Annotated in this window: 19 protein-coding genes and 1 pseudogene; 14 read left to right on the top strand and 6 right to left on the bottom strand. The window is 66.3% G+C overall.

What is annotated here, in order from left to right:
* The first annotated feature begins 26 nt into the window (after positions 1-26).
* Entirely contained in the window at positions 27-1,124 is a 1,098-nt protein-coding gene (locus tag NMQ03_RS05955) for a sugar-binding protein (RefSeq protein ID WP_255174825.1), read from the top strand.
* Positions 1,125-1,202: 78 nt separating this feature from the next.
* Here the strand turns inward: NMQ03_RS05955 and NMQ03_RS05950 are convergent, their stop codons facing one another.
* Positions 1,203-2,588: a polysaccharide lyase family 1 protein gene (locus tag NMQ03_RS05950; RefSeq protein ID WP_255174824.1), complete on the bottom strand. Its 1,386-nt coding sequence runs from the start codon at positions 2,586-2,588 to the stop codon at positions 1,203-1,205.
* 352 nt (positions 2,589-2,940) lie between these two features.
* Here NMQ03_RS05950 and NMQ03_RS05945 point away from each other — a divergent pair.
* The 7 genes and pseudogenes from NMQ03_RS05945 (at position 2,941) to NMQ03_RS05915 (ending at position 11,074) form a co-directional block, all read left to right on the top strand.
* Positions 2,941-4,358: pseudogene (locus tag NMQ03_RS05945) on the top strand (ABC transporter permease).
* 2 nt (positions 4,359-4,360) lie between these two features.
* Positions 4,361-5,068: an ABC transporter ATP-binding protein gene (locus NMQ03_RS05940; protein WP_255174823.1), complete on the top strand. Its 708-nt coding sequence runs from the start codon at positions 4,361-4,363 to the stop codon at positions 5,066-5,068.
* A 139-nt stretch (positions 5,069-5,207) separates the two neighbouring features.
* Positions 5,208-6,344, top strand: coding sequence for a Gfo/Idh/MocA family protein (locus NMQ03_RS05935; protein ID WP_255174822.1), 1,137 nt, complete (start codon positions 5,208-5,210; stop codon positions 6,342-6,344).
* A gap of 141 nt (positions 6,345-6,485) precedes the next feature.
* Complete coding sequence (locus NMQ03_RS05930; protein WP_255174821.1) at positions 6,486-7,445, top strand: hypothetical protein; 960 nt, start codon at positions 6,486-6,488, stop codon at positions 7,443-7,445.
* Positions 7,446-7,535: 90 nt separating this feature from the next.
* Positions 7,536-8,972, top strand: a complete 1,437-nt coding sequence (locus NMQ03_RS05925) for a hypothetical protein (protein ID WP_255174820.1) — start codon at positions 7,536-7,538, stop codon at positions 8,970-8,972.
* Positions 8,973-9,254: 282 nt separating this feature from the next.
* Positions 9,255-10,556 (top strand): serine/threonine-protein kinase, encoded by a 1,302-nt coding sequence (locus NMQ03_RS05920; protein WP_255174819.1) that lies wholly within the window; start codon positions 9,255-9,257, stop codon positions 10,554-10,556.
* Positions 10,553-11,074 (top strand): hypothetical protein, encoded by a 522-nt coding sequence (locus tag NMQ03_RS05915; protein WP_255174818.1) that lies wholly within the window; start codon positions 10,553-10,555, stop codon positions 11,072-11,074. The genes NMQ03_RS05920 and NMQ03_RS05915 overlap by 4 nt, the downstream gene beginning before the upstream one ends.
* A gap of 87 nt (positions 11,075-11,161) precedes the next feature.
* On the opposite strand, the gene NMQ03_RS05910 is transcribed toward NMQ03_RS05915, so the two are convergent.
* Complete coding sequence (locus NMQ03_RS05910; protein ID WP_255174817.1) at positions 11,162-13,381, bottom strand: NADP-dependent isocitrate dehydrogenase; 2,220 nt, start codon at positions 13,379-13,381, stop codon at positions 11,162-11,164.
* A gap of 328 nt (positions 13,382-13,709) precedes the next feature.
* On the opposite strand from NMQ03_RS05910, the gene NMQ03_RS05905 reads away from it, so the two are divergent.
* Complete coding sequence (locus NMQ03_RS05905; RefSeq protein WP_255174816.1) at positions 13,710-14,678, top strand: serine protease; 969 nt, start codon at positions 13,710-13,712, stop codon at positions 14,676-14,678.
* Positions 14,662-14,835, top strand: coding sequence for a hypothetical protein (locus NMQ03_RS05900; RefSeq protein WP_255174815.1), 174 nt, complete (start codon positions 14,662-14,664; stop codon positions 14,833-14,835). The genes NMQ03_RS05905 and NMQ03_RS05900 overlap by 17 nt, the downstream gene beginning before the upstream one ends.
* A gap of 121 nt (positions 14,836-14,956) precedes the next feature.
* Here NMQ03_RS05900 and purH read toward each other — a convergent pair whose 3' ends face one another.
* Complete coding sequence (purH, locus tag NMQ03_RS05895) at positions 14,957-16,642, bottom strand: bifunctional phosphoribosylaminoimidazolecarboxamide formyltransferase/IMP cyclohydrolase (RefSeq protein ID WP_255174814.1); 1,686 nt, start codon at positions 16,640-16,642, stop codon at positions 14,957-14,959.
* Positions 16,643-16,784: 142 nt separating this feature from the next.
* Here purH and NMQ03_RS05890 point away from each other — a divergent pair, with 142 nt between their 5' ends.
* On the top strand, positions 16,785-18,137 hold the full coding sequence (locus tag NMQ03_RS05890; RefSeq protein WP_255174813.1) for an MFS transporter: 1,353 nt from the start codon (positions 16,785-16,787) through the stop codon (positions 18,135-18,137).
* Positions 18,138-18,144: 7 nt separating this feature from the next.
* Here NMQ03_RS05890 and purN read toward each other — a convergent pair whose 3' ends face one another.
* A complete protein-coding gene (purN, locus tag NMQ03_RS05885; protein WP_255174812.1) occupies positions 18,145-18,726 on the bottom strand; it encodes a phosphoribosylglycinamide formyltransferase in 582 nt (193 codons plus the stop codon).
* A 39-nt stretch (positions 18,727-18,765) separates the two neighbouring features.
* Between purN and NMQ03_RS05880 the strand changes: the two genes are divergently transcribed.
* A complete protein-coding gene (locus NMQ03_RS05880) occupies positions 18,766-19,197 on the top strand; it encodes a hypothetical protein (protein ID WP_255174811.1) in 432 nt (143 codons plus the stop codon).
* Positions 19,198-19,210: 13 nt separating this feature from the next.
* Here NMQ03_RS05880 and NMQ03_RS05875 read toward each other — a convergent pair whose 3' ends face one another.
* Complete coding sequence (locus NMQ03_RS05875) at positions 19,211-20,527, bottom strand: DUF6350 family protein (RefSeq protein WP_255174810.1); 1,317 nt, start codon at positions 20,525-20,527, stop codon at positions 19,211-19,213.
* A gap of 438 nt (positions 20,528-20,965) precedes the next feature.
* Positions 20,966-21,823, bottom strand: a complete 858-nt coding sequence (locus NMQ03_RS05870; protein WP_255174809.1) for a DUF2382 domain-containing protein — start codon at positions 21,821-21,823, stop codon at positions 20,966-20,968.
* 258 nt (positions 21,824-22,081) lie between these two features.
* On the opposite strand from NMQ03_RS05870, the gene NMQ03_RS05865 reads away from it, so the two are divergent.
* Both NMQ03_RS05865 and NMQ03_RS05860 read left to right on the top strand, forming a co-directional pair.
* Positions 22,082-23,239, top strand: coding sequence for a glycosyltransferase family 1 protein (locus NMQ03_RS05865; RefSeq protein WP_255174808.1), 1,158 nt, complete (start codon positions 22,082-22,084; stop codon positions 23,237-23,239).
* Entirely contained in the window at positions 23,236-24,600 is a 1,365-nt protein-coding gene (locus tag NMQ03_RS05860; protein WP_255174807.1) for a UDP-glucose/GDP-mannose dehydrogenase family protein, read from the top strand. The genes NMQ03_RS05865 and NMQ03_RS05860 overlap by 4 nt, the downstream gene beginning before the upstream one ends.
* Positions 24,601-24,603 lie beyond the last annotated feature (3 nt).

Below are 24,603 nucleotides of genomic sequence, written 5' to 3'. Positions count from 1 at the left end.
CACACAACACAGAGAGAGAACCAACAATGCGAATGATTGGTAAAGCAGGGAAGGCCGCAGCGGTTGCTGCCATCGCAGCACTGGCGCTGACGGGCTGCGGCCGCTCGGAGTCCCCTTCGGGCGGAGCCAGCGGCGGCGCGGGCGGATTCCCGCAGGACTCGTCCATCGGCGTGGCACTCCCGCAGAAGACCAGTGAAAACTGGGTTCTGGCCGAAAAGCTCTTCAACGACGGCCTCAGCGGTGCAGGGTTCAAGGCTGACGTCCAGTTCGCCAACGGCGGCGTGTCGGAGCAGCAGAACCAGATCAGCGCCATGGTCACCAAGGGTGCCAAGGTCATCATCGTGGGCGCCATCGACGGCTCCCAGCTGGGAACGCAGCTGAAGCAGGCCAAGGACAGCGGCGCCACGATCATCGCCTATGACCGCCTGCTGCTGAACACCGAGAACGTGGACTACTACGTCGCTTACGACAACTTCAAGGTCGGCGTCCTCCAGGGACAGGCCCTGCTGGACGGCATGAAGGCCAAGAAGCCGACAGGCCCGTACAACATCGAGCTCTTTGCCGGCTCCCCTGACGACGCCAACGCCAAGGTGTTCTTCGACGGCGCCATGAGCGTCCTGAAGCCGAAGATCGACGACGGCACCCTCAAGGTCCTGTCCGGCCAGACCGGCTTTGAGCAGGCAGTGACCCAGGGCTGGAAGGCAGAGAACGCCCAGCGCCGTGCGGACACGCTGCTCACGGGCAGCTATGGCAGCGCAACCCTGGACGGAGTACTCTCCCCCAACGACACCCTGGCCCGCGCCGTCCTGACCTCGGTCAAGGCAGACGGCAAGCCGATTCCTGTCATCACCGGCCAGGACTCCGAGGTTGAATCCGTCAAGTCCATCCTCGCGGGCGAGCAGTACTCCACCATCAACAAGGACACCCGCAAGCTCGTTGAGCACGCGATCACCATGGTCAAGGACCTCCAGGCAGGCAAGAAGCCTGAGGTCAACGACGACAAGTCCTACAACAACAAGGTCAAGACCGTTCCGGCCTACCTGCTGGAGCCGGTCATCGTGACCGCCGCCAACGTGAAGACGGCCTACAAGGACGATCCCGTACTCGGCCCGATCACCAAGTAACACCCTTTAGAACCAGCCGGTACGCCCGGCAACCGGAATGCCCGGTCCCTCGGTGGGGCCGGGCATTCCTGCGTGTGCTTATCGCTTGACGCTCAGCACCCCCGGTCCCGTGAACTGCAGGGCGTGGTTCCGGACGGCTTCCCGTGTTGTGAATGCCTTGTAGCTATATGCGTCATTGGGGTCCCAGCCAACATCTGTGGTGAAGTCCCAGCCGGTCCAGTCGGCGGCGGGAATTCCTGTCGCTTCTGCTTCAGTAAGAGCCTCCGCGCGGTGCTGCTCAAAAGATGCACGGGCTACGGCGTTCAGGTCGGCTTCCGAGCCATTGAACCAGGACCCAGTATCGCTGAAGCGGTTGCCGTTGTAGCTGCTGACCATGACGCTTTGGTCAGCTCCGGGCCCGGTGTACTCGAACGCATTCCGCTCGGAATAGATTCGTGATTCATATCCGGCGCCGAGGAAGTAGCTGTGCCCGCCTTGCCCTTCACTGATCATGGGGTACTCGGGATGATCCGTGCTGCCAACGAAGTAGTTGTTGACCACGTGGACCTGGCCGAAGCGTACGCGCGGACCGCGCTGCTGGATGTTCTCGAAAAGGTTCCCAATGTACGTGACACGAAGCTTCCCGCCGTCCTTATCCACATGCTCATCGCCCGAGCCCAGGAGCATGGTCTTGTCGTGGTTCGACAACCTGCTGTTGGAAACAGTGACGAAATTGGTGCCGTCCTTAAGATCCAGCAGTCCATCGTGTCGGTTCGCAGGCTTCCCACGGAAGCCCATGGGCGCCTCAATATCGGGGAACCTGCCGTCGGATAATTGGACGTGGTCTATCCAAACGTGGTCGGAGGTCACCGAAGAGACAGCATCAAAGCGCGCATTCCAGGCACCGTCACCGTCGTCGGGAGACCATGTGGTGAAGAAATCCACGGGCGCTTCAATGCTGAGGTTTCGAATCACCACGTTCGAGGAGTTGAGGATCACGATGTTGGCACCCACGAAGCCAGCGCCGCCATCCACCCCAACAAGGGTGGTGTTGCTTGGGATGCTGACCTCGATCTGCCGCTTCATGTTGTTGCTGCCCGTCTGGCGAAGCTGGCGCTGCTTTTTGCAGTAATCGAAGGTCTGGTCGCTCCACGCCTTGCCCTCCGGCCCGAAGCAGGACATGTACTTGGTGATGTCGTATCCGGACGCGTAGTCCTGCTCTCCGAGGATGCGGCCGTCCGGGGCCTGGTTTCCGTCGATGGTGCCACTGACGTAAACCACCTTCGGCGCTGTTGGCTCGCCATGGTTGGCGAGTGCAGTTCTCAGCCCGGCAAGTGTGCCCACCTCATAGATGTTTGCGGCAGGTGCGCCGGCGCCGCCCTTGGTACCGCTTCCGACGGCGGCCCAGCCAGTTGGTGCCCCATCATCGGCACGGATGATGCCGCCGCCGCCTGGAGCGGGCGTAGCCGGGGCGGGAGCTGCCATGGAAATTCCGAAGGCCAGCGCACAGGCGACGGAAGTGGAGATCGAAGCGACGCGCGGTAGGGACCGCTGCATGGTTGAGGAGGGTCGAAGCTTTTTCAGGGACGTCATTGGCCTGGTTTCCGGCATGCCAAATAGACCACATGCCTTGGTACGTGGTGCATCGGATGGGTTTACGCCTCCAGTCAGAAAACGCTTTCTGAGGAGACCCTTAATAAGTAGTACTCCTGTGACAAAGCTGTCAATAGTACTTCACAGCACACACACAGCTTTGGCCGGATTCCTGCACAGCATGCCCGGCGAGGGTTGATGCGAAGCCGGCCTCCCGCGCCGGCACCTGAGCCATAGGAGTAACGTGAGCGTCCTTGCCCGAAGCGTAGGCAATGCCTTCAGAAACAAGGTCCGCACCGCAGCTGTTGTTGCGGTGCTGGCCGTCGCCATTGGCCTGGCACTGGCCATGCTGGTGGCGAACCAGGCAGTCGGGGCGAAAGTGCAGGAGCTTAACGCCTCCGTCGGCACCGTCCTGACCGTCAACCCTGCCAAGGCTTCGAAGGCGGCGGCGAGCCGCTCACAGCCGACCAGGCAGCCACCGCCGCCGGCGTCCCCAACGTCAGTGCCGTCGTCGGGACCTCATCACTGCGGCTGCGGAACACGGCTGCTGCCGCGGCACAGACGGCGCAGGCTGGACAAACCGCACCGGGCGGCCAAACCGGGCAGGCGGGCCCCGGCGGCCAGGCCGCGGCCACCCTGACCACAAGCCTCACCGCGGCAGTGGATGCAGGCACCCTGGGCAACCGCAACCAGCAGGCCAACGGAACCACCGGGTCCACCGGAACCACACAGCAGCCGGCCCGGTCCCTGCCGATCACAGCCACCGGCATCGGCGCTGAAGTGGACACCACGGGCAAGGCGCTGAACATTACGCAGGGCACCGGGCTGGGTGACTACTCGGCAGCCTCCACCGGAGCACTGCTGGGCACCACGCTGGCGGAGAAAAACAGCCTCACCGTTGGGTCCACCTTCACCATCAACGACCAGACCTACACGGTGACGGGACTGTTCGACGCCGGCACTGCCTTCGGGAACAACGCCGTCTACGTCACGCTCCCCACCGCCCAGACGCTCGCCGGGACACCGGGTGAACTGTCCAGCATGATCGTCACCGTCAACTCGATGGACAACGTCGCCTCCGCCAAGACGGCCCTGCAGGCCGCCCTGGGCACCGGCAAGGCCGACGTCACCCAGGGGCAGAACCTGCAGACCGCGGTCAGCTCCCTGGACAGCGTCAAGAACATCTCCTTCATCGCCTTCATTGCCGCCCTCGGAACCGCCGGACTGATCATCCTGCTCATCATGGTGATGCTGGTCCGCGAGCGCCGCCGCGAAATCGGCGTCCTGAAGGCCATCGGCGCACCCAACCGCACCATCGGCCTGCAGTTCGTCCTCGAAGCCCTGGTCCTGGCGGCCCTGGGCAGCGCAGTGGGCGCAGCCATCGCATCCTTCGCCAGCGGCGGCATCGCGTCCGCCCTGATCAGCAGCAACACCACCAGAACCACTGCCACCACGGGCCGCGGGCCCGGCGGGGCAGGCGGCTTCCAGGGCGGCCCCTTCGGTGGCGCCACCCAACTGCTGAACTCGGTCACCGCGAGCGCATCACCCGGCGTCATCGCCGGTGGCATCGCCGCCGTGTTCGGCGTCGCCATCATCGGCGCCCTGGTCCCCGCGCTGCTCACCGCGCGCATCCGTCCCATCGAAGTCCTGCGAGGAGAATAGCCATGATTGAAGTCAAGAACCTCGTCCGCACCTTCAAGTCCGGTGACCGCACCATCAAGCCGGTCAACGACGTCAGCTTTGTCCTGGAGCAGGGCACCCTGGCCTCCATCGTGGGCAAGAGCGGCAGCGGCAAGAGCACCCTGCTGTCCCTGCTGGGCGCGCTGGACAAACCCACCAGCGGGGACGTCGTGGTGGACGGCGTCAGCCTGGCAAGCCTGCCGGACACCAAGCTGACGGAATACCGACGCCGGGACATCGGCTTCGTGTTCCAGCAGTTCAACCTGATCCCCAACCTGTCCGCCCTGGACAACGTCATGCTGCCCATGGAGTTCGCCGGGGTCCGCAGGGCCGCCCGGCTGCAGCGCGCCAAGGACTTACTGGAACAGGTCCAGCTTGATCCGTCCAAGCACGACCGGCGGATCAACAGGCTCTCCGGCGGCGAGCAGCAGCGCGTGGCCATTGCCCGTGCCCTGGCCAACGAGCCGAAGCTGATCCTGGCCGACGAGCCGACCGGCAACCTGGATGAGCAGACCGGCGACCACATCATCGAGCTCCTCAGCTCACTGAGCCGCGACCACAACACCACCATCCTGGTGGTCACCCACGACAAGGTCCTGGCGAACAAGACCGACCGCCGGTTCCGCCTGCAGCAGGGCAAGCTGACGGAAGAGCCGGTCCGGGGACGGAGCGCCGTCGTCGCCACGGCCTGACCCGGAGAAACCTGGCCCGGCAGGGCCGGCGGGGAACGCCCAACGTATCCTCCCGCCGTCGGCCTCTTCCCGCTGCCCGCCACCGCACAAAGTGCGGAATTCCGGGGCCGTCCGGCGGCCCTGTGACAGGATTGCAGCTATGACTGCTCCGATCGCAAAGCCGTGGCTTTCCACCCAGCCCAACCAGGATCCCCGGTCCGCCACCGGGGCTCCCCTGCGCTGGGGAATCATCGCCACGGGCAGCATTGCCCGCGCCGTCTCCCAGGATCTCGCGCTGCTTGATGATGCCGAACTGTACGCGGTCAGTTCCAGGGCGCAGGACAGCGCGGACGCGTTTGCCGTGGCGTATGACTTTTCCAAGGCGTACGGGGACGACGGCGGGGTGCCCGGCTACCAGCGGCTGCTCGCCGATGACGCCGTGGATGTTGTGTACGTCGCGACGCCGCACGCGCAGCACCACGAGATGGTTCTCGCCGCCCTCAACGCCGGCAAGCACGTGCTGTGCGAGAAGGCTTTCACCATCAACGCCCGGGAAGCGGCGGAGCTCATCGAGGTGGCGCGCAGCCGGAAGCTTTTCCTCATGGAGGCGGTCTGGAGCCGGTTCCTGCCCTCGATGCAGCGTGCCTTCGAAATCGCTGCTTCCGGAGAGCTGGGCGACATCCATTGGGTGACCGCTGACCTTGGCTTCCCGGCACCGTACTCTCCCACCGCGAGGCTGTGGGCCCGGAAGGACGGCGGGGGCGCACTGCTGGATCTGTCCGTCTACCCGCTCCTATGGGCGCTCGGCACGCTCGGCTTCCCGCAGACCGTGAGCGCCACAGGCTTCGTCAACGACGACGGCGTCGATGCGCAGAACGCCCTGAGCCTTGGTTACGGCCACGCCGCCCAGGTCCAGCTCACCTCCTCCCTGTTGGCCCACGGACCCCGCACTGCCACGGTGGTAAGCAGCCTGGGCTTCCTGCAAAGCGTTGGTTCCATCAACAACCCCCGCGAACTCGTCATCGCCAAGGGGTGGGAGGATCGCCGGACGGAGACCTTCGACGTCGTGGGAAAGGGCTACGCCTACGAGCTGCGCGAGGTGATGAGGTGTGTCCAGCAGGGGCTGACCGAGAGTCCGGTCATGCCGCTTGAGGACACCCTGAACACCATGCGCCTCTTCGACGGTGTGCGCGCCCAACTCGGAGTGACCTACCCCAACGACAGCCACCAGCAGGATCCTCAAAGGCGGCGTACGACGGCGGCGGGCAGCTCTTGCCCGAACGTAAAGTCACCGTGACGGCCCGGTTCTGCCATTGACAGTTTCTGCGTCCGTTACCGGCATTTGTAAATTCCCTTGAGTGAATGCTGGACTTCATGCGATAAGCAGTCTTAGCATTTAGAAAGCATCGATTGCGCCGGTCACTGGGGGGTGGTACGCATGGCTCGTAGTAGTTCTCCATGGCATGCCCTGCGCCCGGTGCTCCTGGCAGGAGCGGCCGCGGCCACCTGGTTAACCCTTTCATCTACGGCTGCAACTGCCGATGCCGGGACCGATTCCACTTCACTGCTCGGTGGCGTTACCAGTTCGGTGTCGTCCCTGAGCCATGATCTTGCGGCTACGGTTTCACCCGTTCCTGCCGCCTCCACGACTGGACCCGCCGAATCCCCCGGGCTGCTGCAGCCTGTCGTAACGCCGGTTGCCGGCCTCGCAGACGACCTTATTGCCGCCGTTCCCGTGGTGGACCAGCTGGTTCCGGCCGGAACTGTTTCCGAGGTCTCGGCTCCCCTTGTTGAGTTGGCCGATACCGTGGCTGCCGGTGTGGCCCAGGAAGTTGCAGCCCCTGCAGCCGAGACGGTTCCGGTCCTTGAGCCGGTGCTCCAACCGGTTTCAGATCTTTTGACCGGCGCTGCCCCGTTGCCCGTCCCGCCTTTGGATGCCGTGCAAGTGGATGTCCCCACCGAAGCAGTCCCTGCTCCCGCCCAGGATCAGCCCGCAGCCGTGGAAGATGCGCCGGATGGCATGGTCACGGCCCCGGAATCTGACCAGGCTGTTGAGTCGTCATCCGCCTCACCCGCAGCCCACAACGGTACGAGCATGGAACCCTCGGGCGCGGGCATCCTGGCCCATACGGCGGCGCCGCAGTTCGAGGTATCCGCGACGGCTGGCTCTGTTGCAGAGCAGCCCCTGCCGGACCCCTTGCCCCTGCCTGCCCAGGCTCCCGCAGCCCCGGCGTCCGGCACGGGCAGCGGAGGATCATCGGGCGGCACATCCCCTGCCGCCGCGTGGTTCAACCCCTTCTACTTTGACTTTGACCGGGCCGGGAGTGTTCGCGCCGACCGGTCCCCCGAGCATGCCCCTGCGCCGGTGTCATTCGACCCCGGTTCTTCCCCTGACTAGTTGAGGCCCTCTGCCCTCCCGAGGGCAGCACGCGGCTTTACGGGCAGCTGTCCAGCGCCCGGACACTCAACTATTTCAGGAGTAAACACCATGAACTGCACTCTTCGCAGAGGGCTGCTGAGCACCCTCTTTGCCGGCGGCCTCCTGGCCTTCGGCTGCGCCACCGCCAACGCGGCGGACACCACCAGGGGGACGGACCTTTCCGCCTCCGCCCTCATCTCGGCGGCGGCACCCGCTGACTCGACATCGTTGGGCCTGCTGGGTGACCCAACGCCGTCCGGATCAACAGGTGTCGCCGCCGCAGTGGACGTCAACCTGGGGCTGGGGACTGTGGCGACTACTGATCCTGCAACCAGCGGCAGCGGAGTGACGGACGGCACCACGGCGAACCTCGCCGTCAGCGCCACCGTGGACCTCGGACTCGGGACAGTGACAGCCACCGATCCCGCCACCACCGGCACCACCGACCTGGCAGCGGCAGCAGACGTCAACCTCGGACTCGGCACCGTGGCGACTACTGATCCTGCAACCAGCGGCAGCGGAGTGACGGACGGCACCACGGCGAACCTCGCCGTCGGCGCCACCGTGGACCTCGGACTCGGGACAGTGACAGCCACCGATCCCGTCACCACCGGCACCACCGACCTGGCAGCGGCAGCAGACGTCAACCTCGGACTCGGCACTGTGGCGACTACTGATCCTGCAACCCCCGGCACCGGGGCTACAACAGGCACCACCGACCTGGCAGCCGCGGCAGACGTCAACCTCGGCCTCGGGACTGTGACCATCACCGACCCCGCCACCGCCGGCACTGGTACTACGGACGGCACCACGGCAGACCTCGTGGTCGATGCAGCCGTAGGCCTGGGGCTGGGCGGCCTCACAGATGGTGACGCCACCGGAGCCGGCAGCACGGTGGACGCAGCCCTCGACATCACCCTCGGGGCTGTCACTAACGGTGACACGGCAGGAGCCATCGATGCAGCCGCAGACCTTGGTGCTGCTGTGGGCGCCGGGACTGCAGACGGCAGCGGCCTGGATGCTGTTGTCGATCTTGGCGTTGACCTCGGCATCGGGCTCGGCGGCGACAACACCACGGGCACGCCGGGAACATCAGGTCCCGGCTCCACCCCGGGCGACGGAACCACGGGCGACACCGGCACCCTTGATCCGGGAGCAGTTGATCCCGGAACAATGGATCCCGGCACCAGCACCCCGGGCTCGGACACCAGTGGCGACAACGGCGCTGGTAATGGCACCACGGACGGTGACTCCAGCGGGGGCACCGGTGATACGGGAGCAGAGGGCTTCACGGCAGCACCGGACGGCTCAACTGCGGTGGGCGGGGCAATCGCCACCGTGACGGTACCCCGCGGCACCCCGGCCGGCGGCAATGCTGCCCTTGCCAACGGAGGCGGTGCCCACACCGGCCTCGCCAACACCGGTTGGGACGGATCACTGGTCCCCCTCGCCCTGCTGCTCCTGGCCGCCGGACTCCTGGCGCTCCGCAAGCGCAAGGTGTCCTAACTTCACCCGCAACAGGAAACGCCCGCAGCGAGGCGCCTGAAGCGGCAGCGCTCAGCGGGCTGACGGAAGGAGGACACCAGCCCGGAAACGAAGCAACGATACAAAACATGTCATCAGCACACATGTCCTTGTAGCCAATGGTCCGGCGGTGGAGGTAGACGCTTTCACCGCCGGGCCGTCGGCCTGCCGCCACGGGAAAGACCCCGGTCAATCGCCGGTTCCACCTCACCGCCCGTATAATTTGAGGTACGACAGTGCCGCAGCGCACCGGGAGGAACGGTCATGGTGGCGGAATCGCCTAGCTCCATCAAGAATGAAGTTGTCGGCGGTCGCTACCGGTTGGGTGATGTCATTGGCCGCGGCGGAATGTCATCGGTGTACTGTGCGCGGGACGAAAACCTGGGCCGCGATGTGGCGTTGAAGCTCTTCGCCCCGCAGGCCCCGGACGCGGAGGAACTCAAGCGCCAGGAAGCGGAAATCCAGCTCCTCGCCACACTCAACCACCCCGGCCTGGTAACCCTCTTCGACGCCGGTATCGATGACCGCATTCCGGATGAGCCCCGGCCTTTCCTGACCATGGAGCTCGTGGAGGGCCAGGACCTGCGTGCCCGTATCCGGCACAGCAGGGTACCCCTTGAAGAGCTGAGCGTCATCGGCGCAGGCATCGCCGACGCGCTGGCCTATGTGCACGGCCTGGGCATCATCCACCGCGACATCAAACCGGGCAACATCCTCCTGGTCCAGATCCGGCCAGGCGAGCCACTGCGGCCCAAGCTCACGGACTTCGGCATCGCCAGGATTGTCGATTCTACGCGGCTCACGGCCACGGGCACCATGGTGGGCACCGCCGCCTACCTCAGCCCGGAACAGGCCCTGGGAAAGCCGCTGTCGTCAGCCACGGACATCTACTCCTTCGGGCTGGTGCTGCTGGAATGCATCAAGGGCACCGTGGAATACCCCGGCAGCGCCGTGGAATCCGCGGTTGCCCGGCTCCACCGCGCCCCGGAAATTCCCGACGACGTCCCCTCCGAATGGGCCGACCTCATCCGTTCCATGACCACCATCGAGCCGCTGGAGCGGCCATCGGCCGCCGACATAGAGACCGCCCTCCGCCAGGCGTTGGTTTCCCCGGCCTCAACGCCCGGAGAACTGGCGCCGGAGACCACGCGGGTACTGCTTACCATGCCCTTCCACCCTCCGACCATCACTGCCGAAGAATCAGTGGATGAAGTCCGGGAGGCAGCTGAGGCCACCGGGGCCATGGCTTCCGGGTCCTCTGACGATCCGTCGGCCCAGGCTCCTGCAACCGCATCTGATCCTGTGCCTGAATCTGATCCTGTCCGGCAATCCGGTTCCGGGACGGCAGCCGCCCCCTCCCCGGCCAAGGCCTCCGGCAAGCCCCGCCTGTCAAGGAACCAGCGGATCTGGCTGGCCGTAGTGCTCGCTGCCCTGGTGATCGCCGCAGCCGCTGCCGCGGTGCTGATGAGCATCACCGCCCGGCCCGCCGACGTCGTCCCTTACCCCACGGTGACGGGCGTCCTGGGCGACCACCTCCAGGAACTTCAAAAGAGCGTGGCGCCGTGAGCCTGCGGCAGGGTGTGCCGGGCCGGCTGTTGCTGGCCTGCACCGCGGCCCTGCTGGCTGCCACCGTCCTCAACGCCTGCGCCGCCCCCGGGAGCGGACTGCAGCGCCAAGCGGCAACACAGCTCCAGGCACGGGTCCTTGAGGTCACCCAGGCTTCATCCCAAAACGATCCGGCAGCCGCGCTGAAGGCACTGGAGGGTCTGGAAGCGGACCTTTCAGCTGCCCAGGCAGAGGGCCAGGTCTCCGAAGAGCGCCGCCGCAGCATCACCACGGTGGCCACCGCCGTCCGGGCAGACCTCACTGAAGCGGTTGCCGCGCAGGCGGCGGCCGCGAAGGCTGCAGAAGACGCCCGCGTTGCCGACGGCCAGGCAGCACAGGACCCCTCCCCCGCACCTGCGCCGCAGCCAGCTCCCGAGGTGGCACCGGCACCGGCACAGGCACCGGCACAGGGCAACACCGCCGGCAACGGAACGGACGGCGGAAAGAACAACGGCGACAAGGGCAAAGGCAAGAACTGAACCCGCGCCCGCCAAGGCGACCAAGCAAAAGAAGCGGTGCTCCGGTGGAAACCGGGGCACCGCTTCTCTCTGCCTTACCAGCCGGTATTAGGCCAGGCTGGCGATGACCTTGTTCAGGGTGGCGGAAGGACGCATCACGGACGAAGCCTTGGCGTCGTCCGGTCGGTAGTAGCCCCCGATGTCCACAGGTGAGCCCTGGACCTCGGCCAGCTCGCCCACGATCGTTTCCTCCTGGGAGGAAAGCTCCTTGGCGACCGAGCTGAACGCGGCGGCCAGGTCGGCGTCGTTGGTCTGCTTGGCCAGTTCCTCGGCCCAGTAGCGGGCCAGGAAGTAGTGGCTGCCACGGTTGTCGAGCTCACCGGCGCGGCGGCTCGGGGACTTGTTCTCCAGCAGGAACGTTCCGGTGGCGCGGTCCAGGGTGTCGGCCAGGACCTGGGCGCGGGCGTTGCCCGTGGTGGTGGCCAGGTGCTCGAAGCTCACGGCCAGGGCCAGGAATTCACCCAGGCTGTCCCAGCGGAGGTGGTTTTCCTTGAGCAGTTGCTGGACGTGCTTCGGGGCCGAGCCGCCGGCGCCGGTCTCGAAGAGTCCGCCGCCGTTCATCAGCGGGACCACGGAGAGCATCTTGGCGCTGGTGCCCAGTTCCAGGATGGGGAACAGGTCCGTCAGGTAGTCGCGGAGCACGTTGCCCGTGACGGAGATGGTGTCCTGGCCCTTGCGGATGCGTTCCAGGGTGAAGGCAGTGGCCTTGACCGGGGCCATGATCTGGATGTCCAGGCCCTCCGTGTCGTGGTCCTTCAGGTACTCGTTGACCTTGGCGATCAGGTTGGCGTCGTGGGCGCGTTCCTCGTCCAGCCAGAACACGGCAGGGGTCTGGGAGGCGCGGGCGCGGGTGACGGCCAGCTTGACCCAGTCGCGGATGGGGGCGTCCTTGGTCTGGCAGGCGCGCCAGATGTCGCCCTCGGAGACCTCGTGCTCGATCAGGACGTTGCCGGAGCCGTCAACGATCTGCACCTTGCCGGCTTCCTGGATCTCGAACGTCTTGTCGTGGCTGCCGTATTCCTCAGCCGCCTGTGCCATGAGACCGACGTTGGGCACGGTGCCCATGGTGGTGGGGTCGTAGGCGCCGTTGGCGCGGCAGTCATCGATGACCACTTGGTAGATGCCGGCGTAGGAGCTGTCCGGCAGGACCGCCAGGGTGTCCGCTTCCTTGCCGTCCGGGCCCCACATGTGGCCCGAGCTGCGGATCATGGCGGGCATGGAGGCGTCCACGATGACGTCGCTGGGGACGTTCAGGGTGGTGATGCCCTTGTCAGAATCCACCATGGCCAGGGCGGGGCCGTCTTCCAGTCCTTTCTTGATCAGGTTCTGCACGCCGTCGCGGACGTCTTCCGGCAGGTCCTCGAGGCTGCTGAGGATGGCGGCAAGGCCGTTGTTGGGGCTGATGCCGGCGGCGGAGAGCTGCTTGCCGTAGGTCTGGAACAGTTCCGAGAAGTAGGCCTTGACCACGTGGCCGAAGATGATGGGGTCCGAGACCTTCATCATGGTGGCCTTCAGGTGCGCGGAGAACAGCACACCTTCTTCCTTGGCACGGGCAACCTGGGCCTTCAGGAACTCGTCCAGGGCGGCGGCGCGCATCACGGTGCCGTCGATGACCTCGCTTACCAGGACGGGGAATGCCTTCTTCAGGACCTTCACGGAGCCGTCCTCGCGGACCAGCTGGATGGCGATCGTGCCGTCTGACTCGATGACCACGGACTTCTCGTTGGAGCGGAAGTCGTCCTGGCCCATGGTGGCCACGTTGGTCTTGGAGTCAGCGGTCCAGGCGCCCATGGAGTGGGGGTTCTGGCGTGCGTAGTTCTTGACGGACAGCGGGGCGCGGCGGTCCGAGTTGCCTTCACGCAGGACCGGGTTCACGGCGGATCCCTTGATCTTGTCGTAGCGCGAGCGGACGGCGGTTTCCTCGTCGGAGGAGGGGTTGTCCGGGTAATCCGGCAGGGCGTAGCCCTGCCCCTGCAGCTCGGCGATGGCCGCCTTCAGCTGCGGGATGGAGGCGCTGATGTTGGGCAGCTTGATGATGTTGGCTTCCGGCGTCTTCGCCAGCTCACCGAGTTCAGCAAGGGCGTCACCGATCTGCTGCTCCGGGGTGAGGTAGTCACCGAACACAGCAATGATGCGGACGGCGAGCGAAATGTCGCGGGTCTCCACCTCCACACCTGCAGTCGAAGCGAACGCCTCGATGATGGGCAGGAACGAATAGGTAGCCAGCATCGGCGCTTCGTCGGTGTGGGTGTAGATAATCTTGGACATGCGCGGGCGTCTCCCTGTGGGTCGGCTTGATTGTGAAAAATTCGGTCTATTTCACCATGTACAACTTACCCGAGGACATGGCGTTGAACCGTACCGGAGTCCCAGCGTTACCCCGGCGGTGAGCAGGATTACAGCGATAGAGAACGGCCGACGGCGGGACACGCCCGGGTGCCGGGGCCACCGTCGTCAACCAGAAGACAGCCGGGGCAGGGAAAGGGTCCTAAGCCGGTATTTGATATCTCACTACTGTGTACAAACTTGTCCCGTGGCGATAAATTCGCTAAGTCACTCCCGATCCAGGGCCAAACCCCGTTCAGACAGGACAACAATGACACGCACCAGGTCTCTGGCTTCCGGCCTCCTGACTTTCTCGGCTGCCGCCGTGCTGGCACTCACCTCGGCGGGCGGGGCCTCAGCCGCGCCGGCACCGTCGGATGGACATGAGGCACCGTCCGTGGCCGGCGTCACGCTCAATGCAGACGGCGCAGCGGACTACTGGACCCCGGAGCGTATGCAGAGCGCCGTTTCAGGTGACGCCCTGGTAAGCAAGGCGCTGGGCCGCGGCAACCGCTCCAGCGCCGCCCTTGTCGAGAAGGGCAAGCCTTCCTCCACCAAGGGGACCAAGGGCAAGCCCACCATTGCCCAGAGCGAGGATCCCGTCTCCCACATCGGCAAAGTCTTCTTCACCATGGGCGGCACCAACTATGTGTGCTCGGGCAACGCCGTCGCCTCGACCAACGGCAGCACCGTGGCTACCGCCGGTCACTGCGTGAACGAGGGCCCGGGCGCGTACGCCACCAACTTCGTCTTCGTGCCCGCCTACGACAACGGCGCGGCACCCTACGGCAAATGGACCGCCAGGGCCCTGTACGCCCCCACCCAGTGGGCCTCCAACGGCGACATGACCTATGACACCGGCTTCGCCGTCGTGAATAAGGACAGCAACGGTGACCGACTCACCGACGTTGTCGGCGGCTCTGGCACTGCCTTCAACCAGGCACGGGGCCTGACCTACACGTCGTACGGCTACCCACAGGCCTCGCCGTTCAACGGCACGTCCCTGTTCAGCTGCACCGGTACGGCCACGGATGACCCCAACAACCCCCACTTCGGTACCCAGGGCATCCCGTGCGACATGACGGGCGGTTCATCGGGCGGACCGTGGTTCATCGGCATCGGCTCAGACGGCGTACAGAACTCCATCAACAGCTATGGCTACAACGGCTCAGCTGTGATGTACGGCCCGTACTGGGGCAAAGTCATCCAAGCGACCTTCAACAGTGCAGCAAAGTCCTAAGGCACCTGATCCGAAGGAGGATCCCGTCAGCCACGTGGACCTGAACCAGTCCCCCGAGGAAGTCCTCGAGTACTGGACAGAGGAGCGGATGGCGGCGGCGAAGCCCCGGGAGATTCAGCTCCCGGAGCCCGGTCCCCGCCAAGAGGAGAAGGACTGAACCAGCCCAACGACGACGGCGCCCGTCCCCTGCGAAGGGGACGGGCGCCGTTTCGTTTATCCGGGCCCACGCCGCCCGGGTTCCCAGGCCGAGCGCAGCGAGGTGAGGGCGGCGGTGGGGATCAGTGGAAGAAGTGGCGGGCTCCGGTGAAGTACATCGTGATGCCGGCGGCGTTCGCTGCCGCTATGACTTCCTCATCCCGGACGGAACCGCCCGGCTGCACCACGGCGCGGACGCCGGCGTCGATCAGGATCTGCAGCCCGTCGGCGAACGGGAAGAACGCGTCAGAGGCGGCCACGGCACCGCGGGCACGCTCTGGTGCGCCGCTCGCGTCCGCGTTGGAAGCGCCGCCGGCACCTTCGACGTCGGACTCCACCGTGACGCCCAGGGTGTTGGCCCGTTCCACGGCCAGGCGGCAGGAGTCCAGGCGGTTGACCTGGCCCATGCCGATGCCCACAGCGGCGCCGTTCTCTGCGAGGAGGATGGCGTTGGACTTCGCGGCCCGGCAGGCGGTCCAGGCGAAGGCAAGGTCCGCGAGGGTCTTCCCGTCCGCGGCTTCACCGGCGGCGAGGGTCCAGTTGGCGGGGTTGTCGCCGTCGGCGTCCACCTTGTCGCTGACCTGGACCAGCATGCCGCCGGAGACCTGGCGGAACTCCGTGGGGTAGCGGCCGTAGCCCTCGGGCAGGGCGAGCAGGCGGATGTTCTTCTTCTTGGAGAGGATCTCCACTGCCTCGGGCTCGAAGCCGGGGGCGATGACCACCTCGGTGAAGATGTCCTTGACGGTGTTCGCCATGCCGGCGGTAACGGTGCGGTTCGCGGCGATGACGCCACCGTACGCGGAGACCGGATCGCAGGCGTGGGCCTTGGCGTGGGCATCGGCAATGGGGTCCGCGGCGTCGGCGGACCCGACGGCCACACCGCACGGGTTGGCGTGCTTGATAATGGCGACGGCGGGCTCAGCGAAGTCGTAGGCGGCGCGCAGGGCGGCGTCGGCGTCAACGAAGTTGTTGTAGCTCATGGCCTTGCCGTGCAGCTGGTCCGCCTGGGCGATGCCCATCGGCGCAGCCTTGTCCACGTACAGGGCAGCCTGCTGGTGCGGGTTCTCGCCGTAGCGCAGGACCTCGGAACGCTCCAGGGACAGGCCGGCGTAGGCGGGCCAGTCGATGACGCCGTCGCCGTCCTCGTCCAGGAACTGGCTGGCGGTCCAGGTGGCCACCGCGTTGTCGTAGGCGGCGGTGTGGGCGAATGCCTTGGCGGCGAGGCGGCGGCGCGTCTTCAGGTCGAAGCCGCCGGCGGCGGCAGCCTCCACCACCTGGCCGTAGAAGGACGGATCCACCACGATGGCGACGGCGGCGTGGTTCTTCGCGGCCGAGCGCACCATGGCGGGGCCTCCGATGTCGATCTGCTCCACGACGTCATCCTGCGCGGCACCGGACTTGACCGTATCCACGAACGGGTAGAGGTTCACCACCACCAGGTCGAAGGCTTCGATGTCCATGCTGGCGAGGGTTTCCATGTGGGCCGGGACGCGGCGGTCCGCCAGGATTCCGCCGTGGACGCGCGGGTGCAGCGTCTTGACGCGGCCGTCCAGCATCTCGGGCGAACCGGTGACTTCCTCAACCTCCTGCACGGGAATGCCCGCGGCGGCGATCTTCTTGGCCGTGGAACCGGTGGAGACGAGCTTTACGCCCGCGGCGTGCAGGCCCGTTGCGAGCTCCTCCAGACCGGTTTTGTCGTAAACCGAGATCAGGGCCCGGCGGATGGGTACACGGTCAATGGATACGCGCTCATGCTGCGTGAAGCTCACAAATGTCTCCGTCTTATCTCGCGGAACAGGGCCGCGGTTGGTGGGGATAGGGCCAGTTTATCGCGAAGGCGCGGTTGGCCGGTGTGTCGGCCGGAGTGTGAACGCCGTGGGCGCGGGCTAGAGTTTTGAACAGGAGGCGGCGATGAACACTTACACCACTGTGCCCAGCGGCGAACAGGTGGTCCAGGAACTTCCCTGGCGATGGAAAGTCCAGGGCAGGATCTTCCTGATCGGGGGCCTCGGCTTCATGTTCGACGCCTGGGATGTGACCCTGAACGGCATCCTGATTCCATTGCTCTCCAAGCACTGGTCGCTCTCCGCCGGAGAGGCCGCCTGGGTGGGTACTGCGAACCTGATCGGCATGGCCCTGGGTGCCTTCATCTGGGGAACGATTGCGGACACCGTGGGCCGCAAGAAGGCCTTCACCGCCACCCTGCTGCTGTTCTCGGTGTTTACCGTCCTGGGCGCGTTCGCCCCCGACTTCATCTGGTTCTGCGTCTTCCGGTTCATGGCCGGGTTTGGCCTGGGTGGCTGCATTCCCGTGGATTACGCCCTGGTGGGTGAGTTCACCCCCCGGAAGCAGCGCGGCAAGGTGCTGACAGCCATGGACGGCTGGTGGCCCATCGGCGCAGCCCTGGCAGGGTTCGTCTCCGCCGGACTGGTGGCCCTCTACGGCGACTGGCGCCTGACCATGCTGGTGATGGTGCTTCCCGCCCTGCTGGTCTTCTGGATCCGGCGGAGCGTGCCGGAGTCGCCGCTGTTCCTGATCAGGAAGGGCCGGCGGGAGGAGGCCGCCACAATCATCGACGGGCTGGTGGAAGCCACCGGGGCGGAACCCCGCGCCTACAGCCTTCCCGATGCCCGGGACGTTCCACGGCTTTCCGCCGGCAGCGCCTGGACCCAGCTGCGCTCGGTGTGGCAGTTCAACTGGAAGATCACGGCTGCCGCCTGGGCCCTGTTCTTCAGCATCCTGCTGGTCTACTACCTGTCCCTGACGTGGATGCCGAGGATCCTTATCGGCGCCGGGTTCGCCGAATACAAGGCGTTCGTCACCACGGCGTCCATGGCCGCCGTCGGCTTCCTGGGCGTGGTGGTGGCGGCGCTCCTGGTGGAGCGGGTGGGGCGTAAATGGATCCTTGCCATCACCGGTCCGCTGTCCGCACTGACCCTGGTGATCGTGGCGTTCGTGGTGGACATCCCCACGGCCGCGGTGTTCTGGCTGCTGGTGTTCGGGTTCGTGGTGCAGGTGGCCATTCCGGTGCTCTATGCGTATGTCTCTGAGCTTTATCCCACCGAACTGCGCGGCACCGGGTTCGGCTGGGCGTCCACATTCTCGCGTCTCGGTGCCGGTTTTGGGCCGTTGATCTTTGCCAACTACTTCTGGCCGGAATTCGGGCTGGCCACATCCTTCGCCCTGGCCGGTGCCCTGGTGCTGGCCTCCGTGCTGTGGATGGCGTTCTTCTCCCCGGAAACCCGGCAGGCGCGCCTGCAGTAAACCCGCCCTAGGCGGCGGAGTACGCGGGGTCGGCGGCCAAGGCGGCCAGGGTGGAGACCAGCAGCCGGCGCTCAACCACCTTGATGCGCTCGTGCAGGGTTTCCTCGGTGTCGGTGTCCTCGATGGCCACGGCTTCCTGGGCAATGATGGGGCCAGTGTCCACGCCGGCGTCTGCCCAGTGCACGGTGCAGCCGGTGACCTTCACGCCGTATGCCATGGCATCGCGCACGCCGTGCGCACCGGGGAAGGCCGGGAGAAGGGCCGGGTGCGTGTTGAGGTATTTGCCCTGGAAAGCGTCGATGAACTCCGGGCTGACGATCCGCATGAACCCGGATGACACCACCACGTCCGGCTTGTAGGCGGCCACAGCCCGGGTCAGCGCTGCGTTCCAGTCTGCGCGGTCCGGGTAAGCCTTGAAGTCCACTACGAAGGTGGGGATCCCGGCGGCAGCGGAGCGCTCGACGCCGTAGGTTCCCTCGCGGTCCGCGCCCACCGCTGCGATGTCCACGTCGAGGTCCCCCGCCTTGACGGCGTCGATAACTGCCTGGAGATTGGACCCGGTTCCGGAAACGAGGACGACGATACGCATTGGTCCAGCTTAGGTGCAGGCTCGCGTACGCTGGAAAACATGAACAGCGAACCGGGCCGGAGCGGGCAGCAGCAGGTCAGGCCCCCGCTCAGCGAGGCGGCGAAAGCTTCCCTTGCCAAGACCCGCACCCTGTTCCGGATGTTCGTGGTCTCGGTCTTCGGATCGTTCTTCGTGTACCAGTTGGACGTCGGCTACCTGTGGCTGGCAACCGTGCTGACCGCCGCGGGCCTGGTCCTGGGGATAGTCCTGCTGGTCCGGTCAATCCGCCTTAAGGAATCAAGGCTGGTTCTCCTGGGCACCATTTCAGGGCTGGTGGTGGCCGCCGTCATGGTGCTGCTGATCGTCACCACCATGGTCCTGTTTGACCAAGTGCGCGAGTACCAGGCGTGCCTGGGCCGGGCGCTGACGGACCGGGCGACCCATGCGTGCATGGCGCAGTTCCAGGACGTCCTGCCCGCCAAGGTCCGCTAGCCGCGGCCTGGTCCTAGTGGACCAGCTCCGCATCGTGTTCCGCTGCCCCGGTCTTCTCCCGCTCCAGCCACGGTCCGGCAGCGTAACCGACAACGACGCCGATGCCTACCTCGGCAGCGACCCACAGGCCGGTCCACAGGGGGTCGGGCCCAATGGCCGTCAAGCGGCCAAGGCCGGCTGACCCCCTGGCGATCCAGGCCAGGGAGGCAGTCAGCAGGCCCGCCGCCACCCCCACGAGCACGCCGAGCACCAGCGTGGAGACGGCGGCGGTGAACCAGCGGGCGTGGACCTTGATGGCGAGCCATTCGTCGAAGTGGTTTTCGCCCTCCCGCAGGAACCACCATCCCGCCATGACACCTGCCAGCACCGGAACAACCAGGGCCACGAAGGCGTAGTCCAGGGACCCCGACGGGATGCCAGCCAGGACCGGTATGGACGGAAGCGGCCCGACGGCGGTGCCCAGCGCCCCGGCCTGGGAGCCTGCCCCCATGGCAAATCCGGCGCCGGACGTCCAGGCGAGGGCGAACACCACAAGGTTGGGCAGGAAGCCGAGCTGCGCGATGGTGAGGGCGGCACCTCCCACCGGGCCGGCGTCGAGCGCTTCATAAACGGAAACCACCAGGTTCCAGTGGATGAACAGGTCTGCCGCCAGCAGCACTGCGGCCAGGGTGAGGGCGGACAGCACGGCGACGGACCCTGCTTTGGCCGCGGATGCGAAGTACGATCCGGCCCAGCGTGAGTGCTGGCTGGTGCGCGAGATCCAGTCCACGGCGTCAACGCCGATCAGCCGGCTCCAGGACCCGGCCTCCCTCCGTGCGCCAATCACCATTCCCAGCCCGAACGGGACCAGGGGAACCAGCATGGCGAACCAGAGGTTGATGCCGACGTCGGTGCTGCGGCAGACGAACCCGGTGGCAGCGCCGAACGCTGCATACACTGCCCACGAGCCCAGCAGCGCTTGCCACAGCTGGTCCGTATAGGAGGCGCGGGCCAGCCGCCGGCCGGCGCGCCAGGCCAGGAGGAACGGGATGAGGGTCAGGCCCAGGGGAATCAGGCTCAGGATGCCGGACCCGCCGTGGGTGGCAGTCCCGGGTCCTGTGCCGGCAAGTTCCAGCGGCACCCCGTGGACCAGGAGCCAGGACTGCCCGGCCAGGCGGGCCAGGACTTCGAACTGCCCGTTTTGGAATCCCGCAGTGGCCCAGACAGCGACGATGGGCGCCACGACCACCAGGGCCGAAATGATGGCCGCCTGCGCCGCTTCAAGGGCACCCTGCAGCCATAACGGCATGGGTAGGCCACGGTCTCCGGTCTGATCAGCGCGCAGTTTCATCGTGTTCCATGGTGTCACGCCGGGCGTGCCGGACCCGCGAACGACAGGCTCCAGGGCGGCACTGATCACCAATCAAGTGCCCCGGCGTGCGGCGCTTTTTGCCCTGCCCCGCCGTAAAATTGGTAGAAACCAAAACCCGCCGCCCCGCTGAGGGCATGGTGCGATTTCTGCTGGCTGCCGGACGTGGACGCTGCCAGCCGTGTACCCGGATACCGTCAACCGGGAAAACAGGAGCCGCGAATGAGAGATGAACCGTAAGTTCTGAAGATATTCGTCCTACTGGCTGGTGCAGCCACCGCTTCCGGCGCGGCTGCACCAGCGTTTTAAACGGCAGCGGCGCCGGGAGCCCCCAAGGTAGCTCCCGGCGCCGTTCACCGTGTCAGGGCTGCTGATTCAATCAGCCCGCCCGCGGGACGGGGGCCGAAGCCCCCGCGCCGGTCAGCGGCGGTGATCGCCGTCTGTTTCGATGTTCTCCTTGCGGACTTCCTCGTTGACCGTGACGTCGTCGCGGACAACGTCCTTGTCCAGCCGGACCCGCTCCACCGGAACAGCTTCCTTCTCAACGACGGGGCGCTCCTCGTGGAGGATCACTTCGTGTTCTTCCTCGCTGATGTCAGGTCCGCCGAGGGCGGCACCGCGGTTTGCGTCGGTGATGGGCTCACGCTCAATCCGGACTTCTTCGCGCTCCACCGGGATGGTCTTGGTGACGTTTTCGGTGGTGACGTACTTGCGCAACCGTACCCGGCCGGTGGCCTCACGCTCCTTGCCCACGTGCAGCCTCTCCTCGGACCGCGTCATGGCGTCGTCCGTGGTGGGACCGGAGGTGTCGTGGCCAACGGCTCCCCGGGCATCCGTGTCGCGGTCGTAGGTGTCGCGGTCGGATGTGATGCCTGCCGTGGGGGTGCCGGCGTTCAGGTCGGCGTCGCCCTGCAGGTCAACATCCCTGTCGGTGCCGGTCCGGGCCTCGGTGTAGGTCCGTGCGCCACGGTCGTAGTACGTGTACAGCCGGTCCTCTTCCTCTGGGGTGAGGTGACCGTCTGCGTCCACGCGGGGAGCATCCTTGACGTGTTCCTTGGTGTAAGGCACCACCAGGTCGTCGCCCTGGTGGTGGGCGCCCTCGACCGGAATGAACGACTCCGAAGTTCCGAAAAGGCCGGTCTTGACCGTGACCCATGTGGGCTCACCCGTGTCGTCGTCTGCGTACAACTGTCCGATCGAACCGATCTTGGTGCCATCGGAACCGACGACGTTGCCGCCCTTGGTGAGCAGGTTTTCAAGATTTTCCCTGTTGAGCATGACTCTCCTTGGATGTGTCTTTGCACTGGGTCTGCCAGCAATGGATGTCCTGGCGCGGGTTGTCCCCGACGTCTGGCTTCCGCCCCGGCTGCTTGAGGCTTTGCGCTGACCGCCCCACTACCGTAAGCATGCTTAGCATCAGATGCCAAGCCTACTTACTAAATAATTTGAAACTCAGGGGCAGTTGTTCATCCGGCCTTTTCCTTCGGGTAACGCTTTCTCCCCCGCCATTTCAAGGAAGGCGCCCACGGTTGAAGGGTGCGGATCGCAATTGTTGCCGAATCTTTTTTGCCGTTGATGAACGGTGTCACCCACTCCATCCTGCGGGTCCTGGACCACCTTCAGGAGCGCGGCGATGAGGTTCTGGTCCTCGCGCCCTCCGGACATGACGGGGAGGCCGGGGACCGCGTCAAGGGGGCGGAGGTGCACAGGCTGCCCGCGGTCCCGCTGGCGGGCTATGCGAACGTGCGGGTGGCGCTGGGAGGGGTGTACCGGGTCAAGCGAATCCTTGCCGAGTACGCGCCCGATGTGGTCCACCTTGCCTCGCCGTTCGTGCTGGGCTGGCGTGCCGCGCAGGCTGCGCACCAGCTGGGCATCCCCATCGTGGCCATCTATCAGACCGAAGTTCCGAGCTACGCCGCCCGGTACGGCGTGCCCTTCCTGGAGAACTGGGCCTGGAACCGGGTGGAGAACATCCACTTACTGGCAACACGCACCCTGGCGCCCTCCACGTTCGCGCTGAACCAGTTGCGCGGCCGGGGCATCCCTCGGGTACGGATGTGGCGGCGCGGTGTGGACACCGCCCGGTTTTCGCCGGAAAAGCGCGACGACGGGTGGCGGGCTTCAGTGGCCCCGGGCGGGGAACGGATCATCGGCTACGTGGGCAGGCTGGCGGTCGAAAAGCAGGTGGAAGACCTTGCCGCCCTCGCCGGCATTCCCAACACCAGGCTGGTGGTTGTGGGCGACGGCCCGCAGCGGGCAGCCCTTGAGGCGGCCTTACCCGGGGCGGCGTTTACCGGCTTCCTGGGCGGTGATGACCTGGCACGGGCGGTGGCATCGTTCGACCTGTTCGTCCATCCCGGCGAGTTCGAAACCTTCTGCCAGACCATCCAGGAGGCCATGGCATCGGGCGTACCCGTGGTGGCCACGGGCCGGGGCGGCCCGTTGGATCTGGTGGAGAACTCGCGCACCGGATGGCTCTACGAACCGGGCGACTTGTCCGCCTTGCGGGCCCGGGTGCAGGACCTCGTGGGCGACGACGCCAAACGGCGGGCATTTGCGGCCGCAGCACACGCCTCGGTCCAGGACAGAACCTGGCCCGCGCTCTGCACGGAACTGGTGCAGCACTACGCGGACGTCATCGCGGGGGCGGCCGCACCCGCACAGAAGGTTTCAAAGGCAGGAGCATCATCATGAAGATATCCGTGATCGGCTGCGGCTACCTGGGCGCGGTCCACGCAGCAACCCTGGCCTCCATGGGCCACACCGTGGTGGGCATCGACGTCGACCCCGGAAAGGTGGCGCAGCTGGCACAGGGTGCCGCACCGTTCCACGAACCTGGACTGGATGAACTGCTGGAGCACGGCCGCGCCACCGGACGGCTGCGCTTCTCCACCGATCCCGCCGGGGCAGGGGACGCACAGGTGCACTTTTTGTGCGTGGGGACGCCGCAGGACAGGACGTCCGACGCCGCCGACCTCACCTTCCTGGTCTCCGCCGCGGCGGCCTTGCTGCCGCACCTGGCCGCGGGCGCCGTCGTCGTCGGTAAATCCACGGTGCCCGTTGGCACCGTGGACATGCTCCAGGACGTCCTGGCCGCACGGCCTGATGTGCTGCTCGGCTGGAATCCGGAGTTCCTCCGGCAGGGCACCGCCGTCAAAGACTCCTTGGTCCCGGACCGGCTGGTCTACGGCGTGGACGGCGGCCGGGCCGCCGCCTTCCACCCCGCCACCGGCGCGCCCCTGGGGGTGGCGGCGGCCCTGGACGCTGTCTATGAGCCGCTGCTGGCTGCCGGGATCCCGCGCCTGGTCTGCAACTTCGCCACGGCAGAACTCATCAAGTCGGCCGCGAACGCGTACCTGGCAACCAAGGTCAGCTTCATCAACGCCGTCGCTGGACTGTGCGATGCCGCGGGTGCTGATGTCACCGAACTCAGCGAGGCGATGGGGCTGGATCCGCGGATCGGTGGCCGGTACCTGCACGCGGGGCTTGGTTTCGGCGGCGGTTGCCTGCCCAAGGACATCCGCAGCTTCCGCACCCAGGCCGCCGCCCTCGGCGTGCCCGCGGTGGAGGACTGGATGCGGCTGGTGGATGCGGTGAACCTGGGCCAGCGGGAACGTACGGTGCGCCTGGCGGCGGAACTGTGTGGCGGGATGCTCGCCGGGCGTTCCATCACCGTGCTGGGTGCCTCCTTCAAACCGGATACCGACGACATCCGCGACTCCCCTGCACTGGATGTTGCGGACCGGCTGGCCGCCGCCGGTGCCCATGTGACCGTCACGGACCCCAAAGCAGTGAACCTTGCGTGGCGCCGCTACCCACGCCTGCGCTTCGAGGCCTCCGCGGCGCGGGCGCTCCAGGACGCCGAGCTGGTGCTGCTCCTCACCGAATGGGACGAGTACCGGCGGCTGTGCCCCTCCTCGGCCGGGCAGCAGGTACGACGCCGGGTGGTCCTGGACGCGCGCAATGTGCTGGATGCTGCGGCCTGGCAGGAACAGGGCTGGGTGGTGCGCGGGCTCGGGACCACCGCGGGTGCCCTGGCGGCGGCCGCATACTGAGGC

It is taken from the genome of Arthrobacter sp. DNA4, from assembly GCF_024362385.1.
GTDB lineage: Bacteria > Actinomycetota > Actinomycetes > Actinomycetales > Micrococcaceae > Arthrobacter.
The sequence above is the reverse complement of the archived record's forward strand: the minus strand, read 5'-3'. Positions and strand labels throughout refer to the sequence as shown.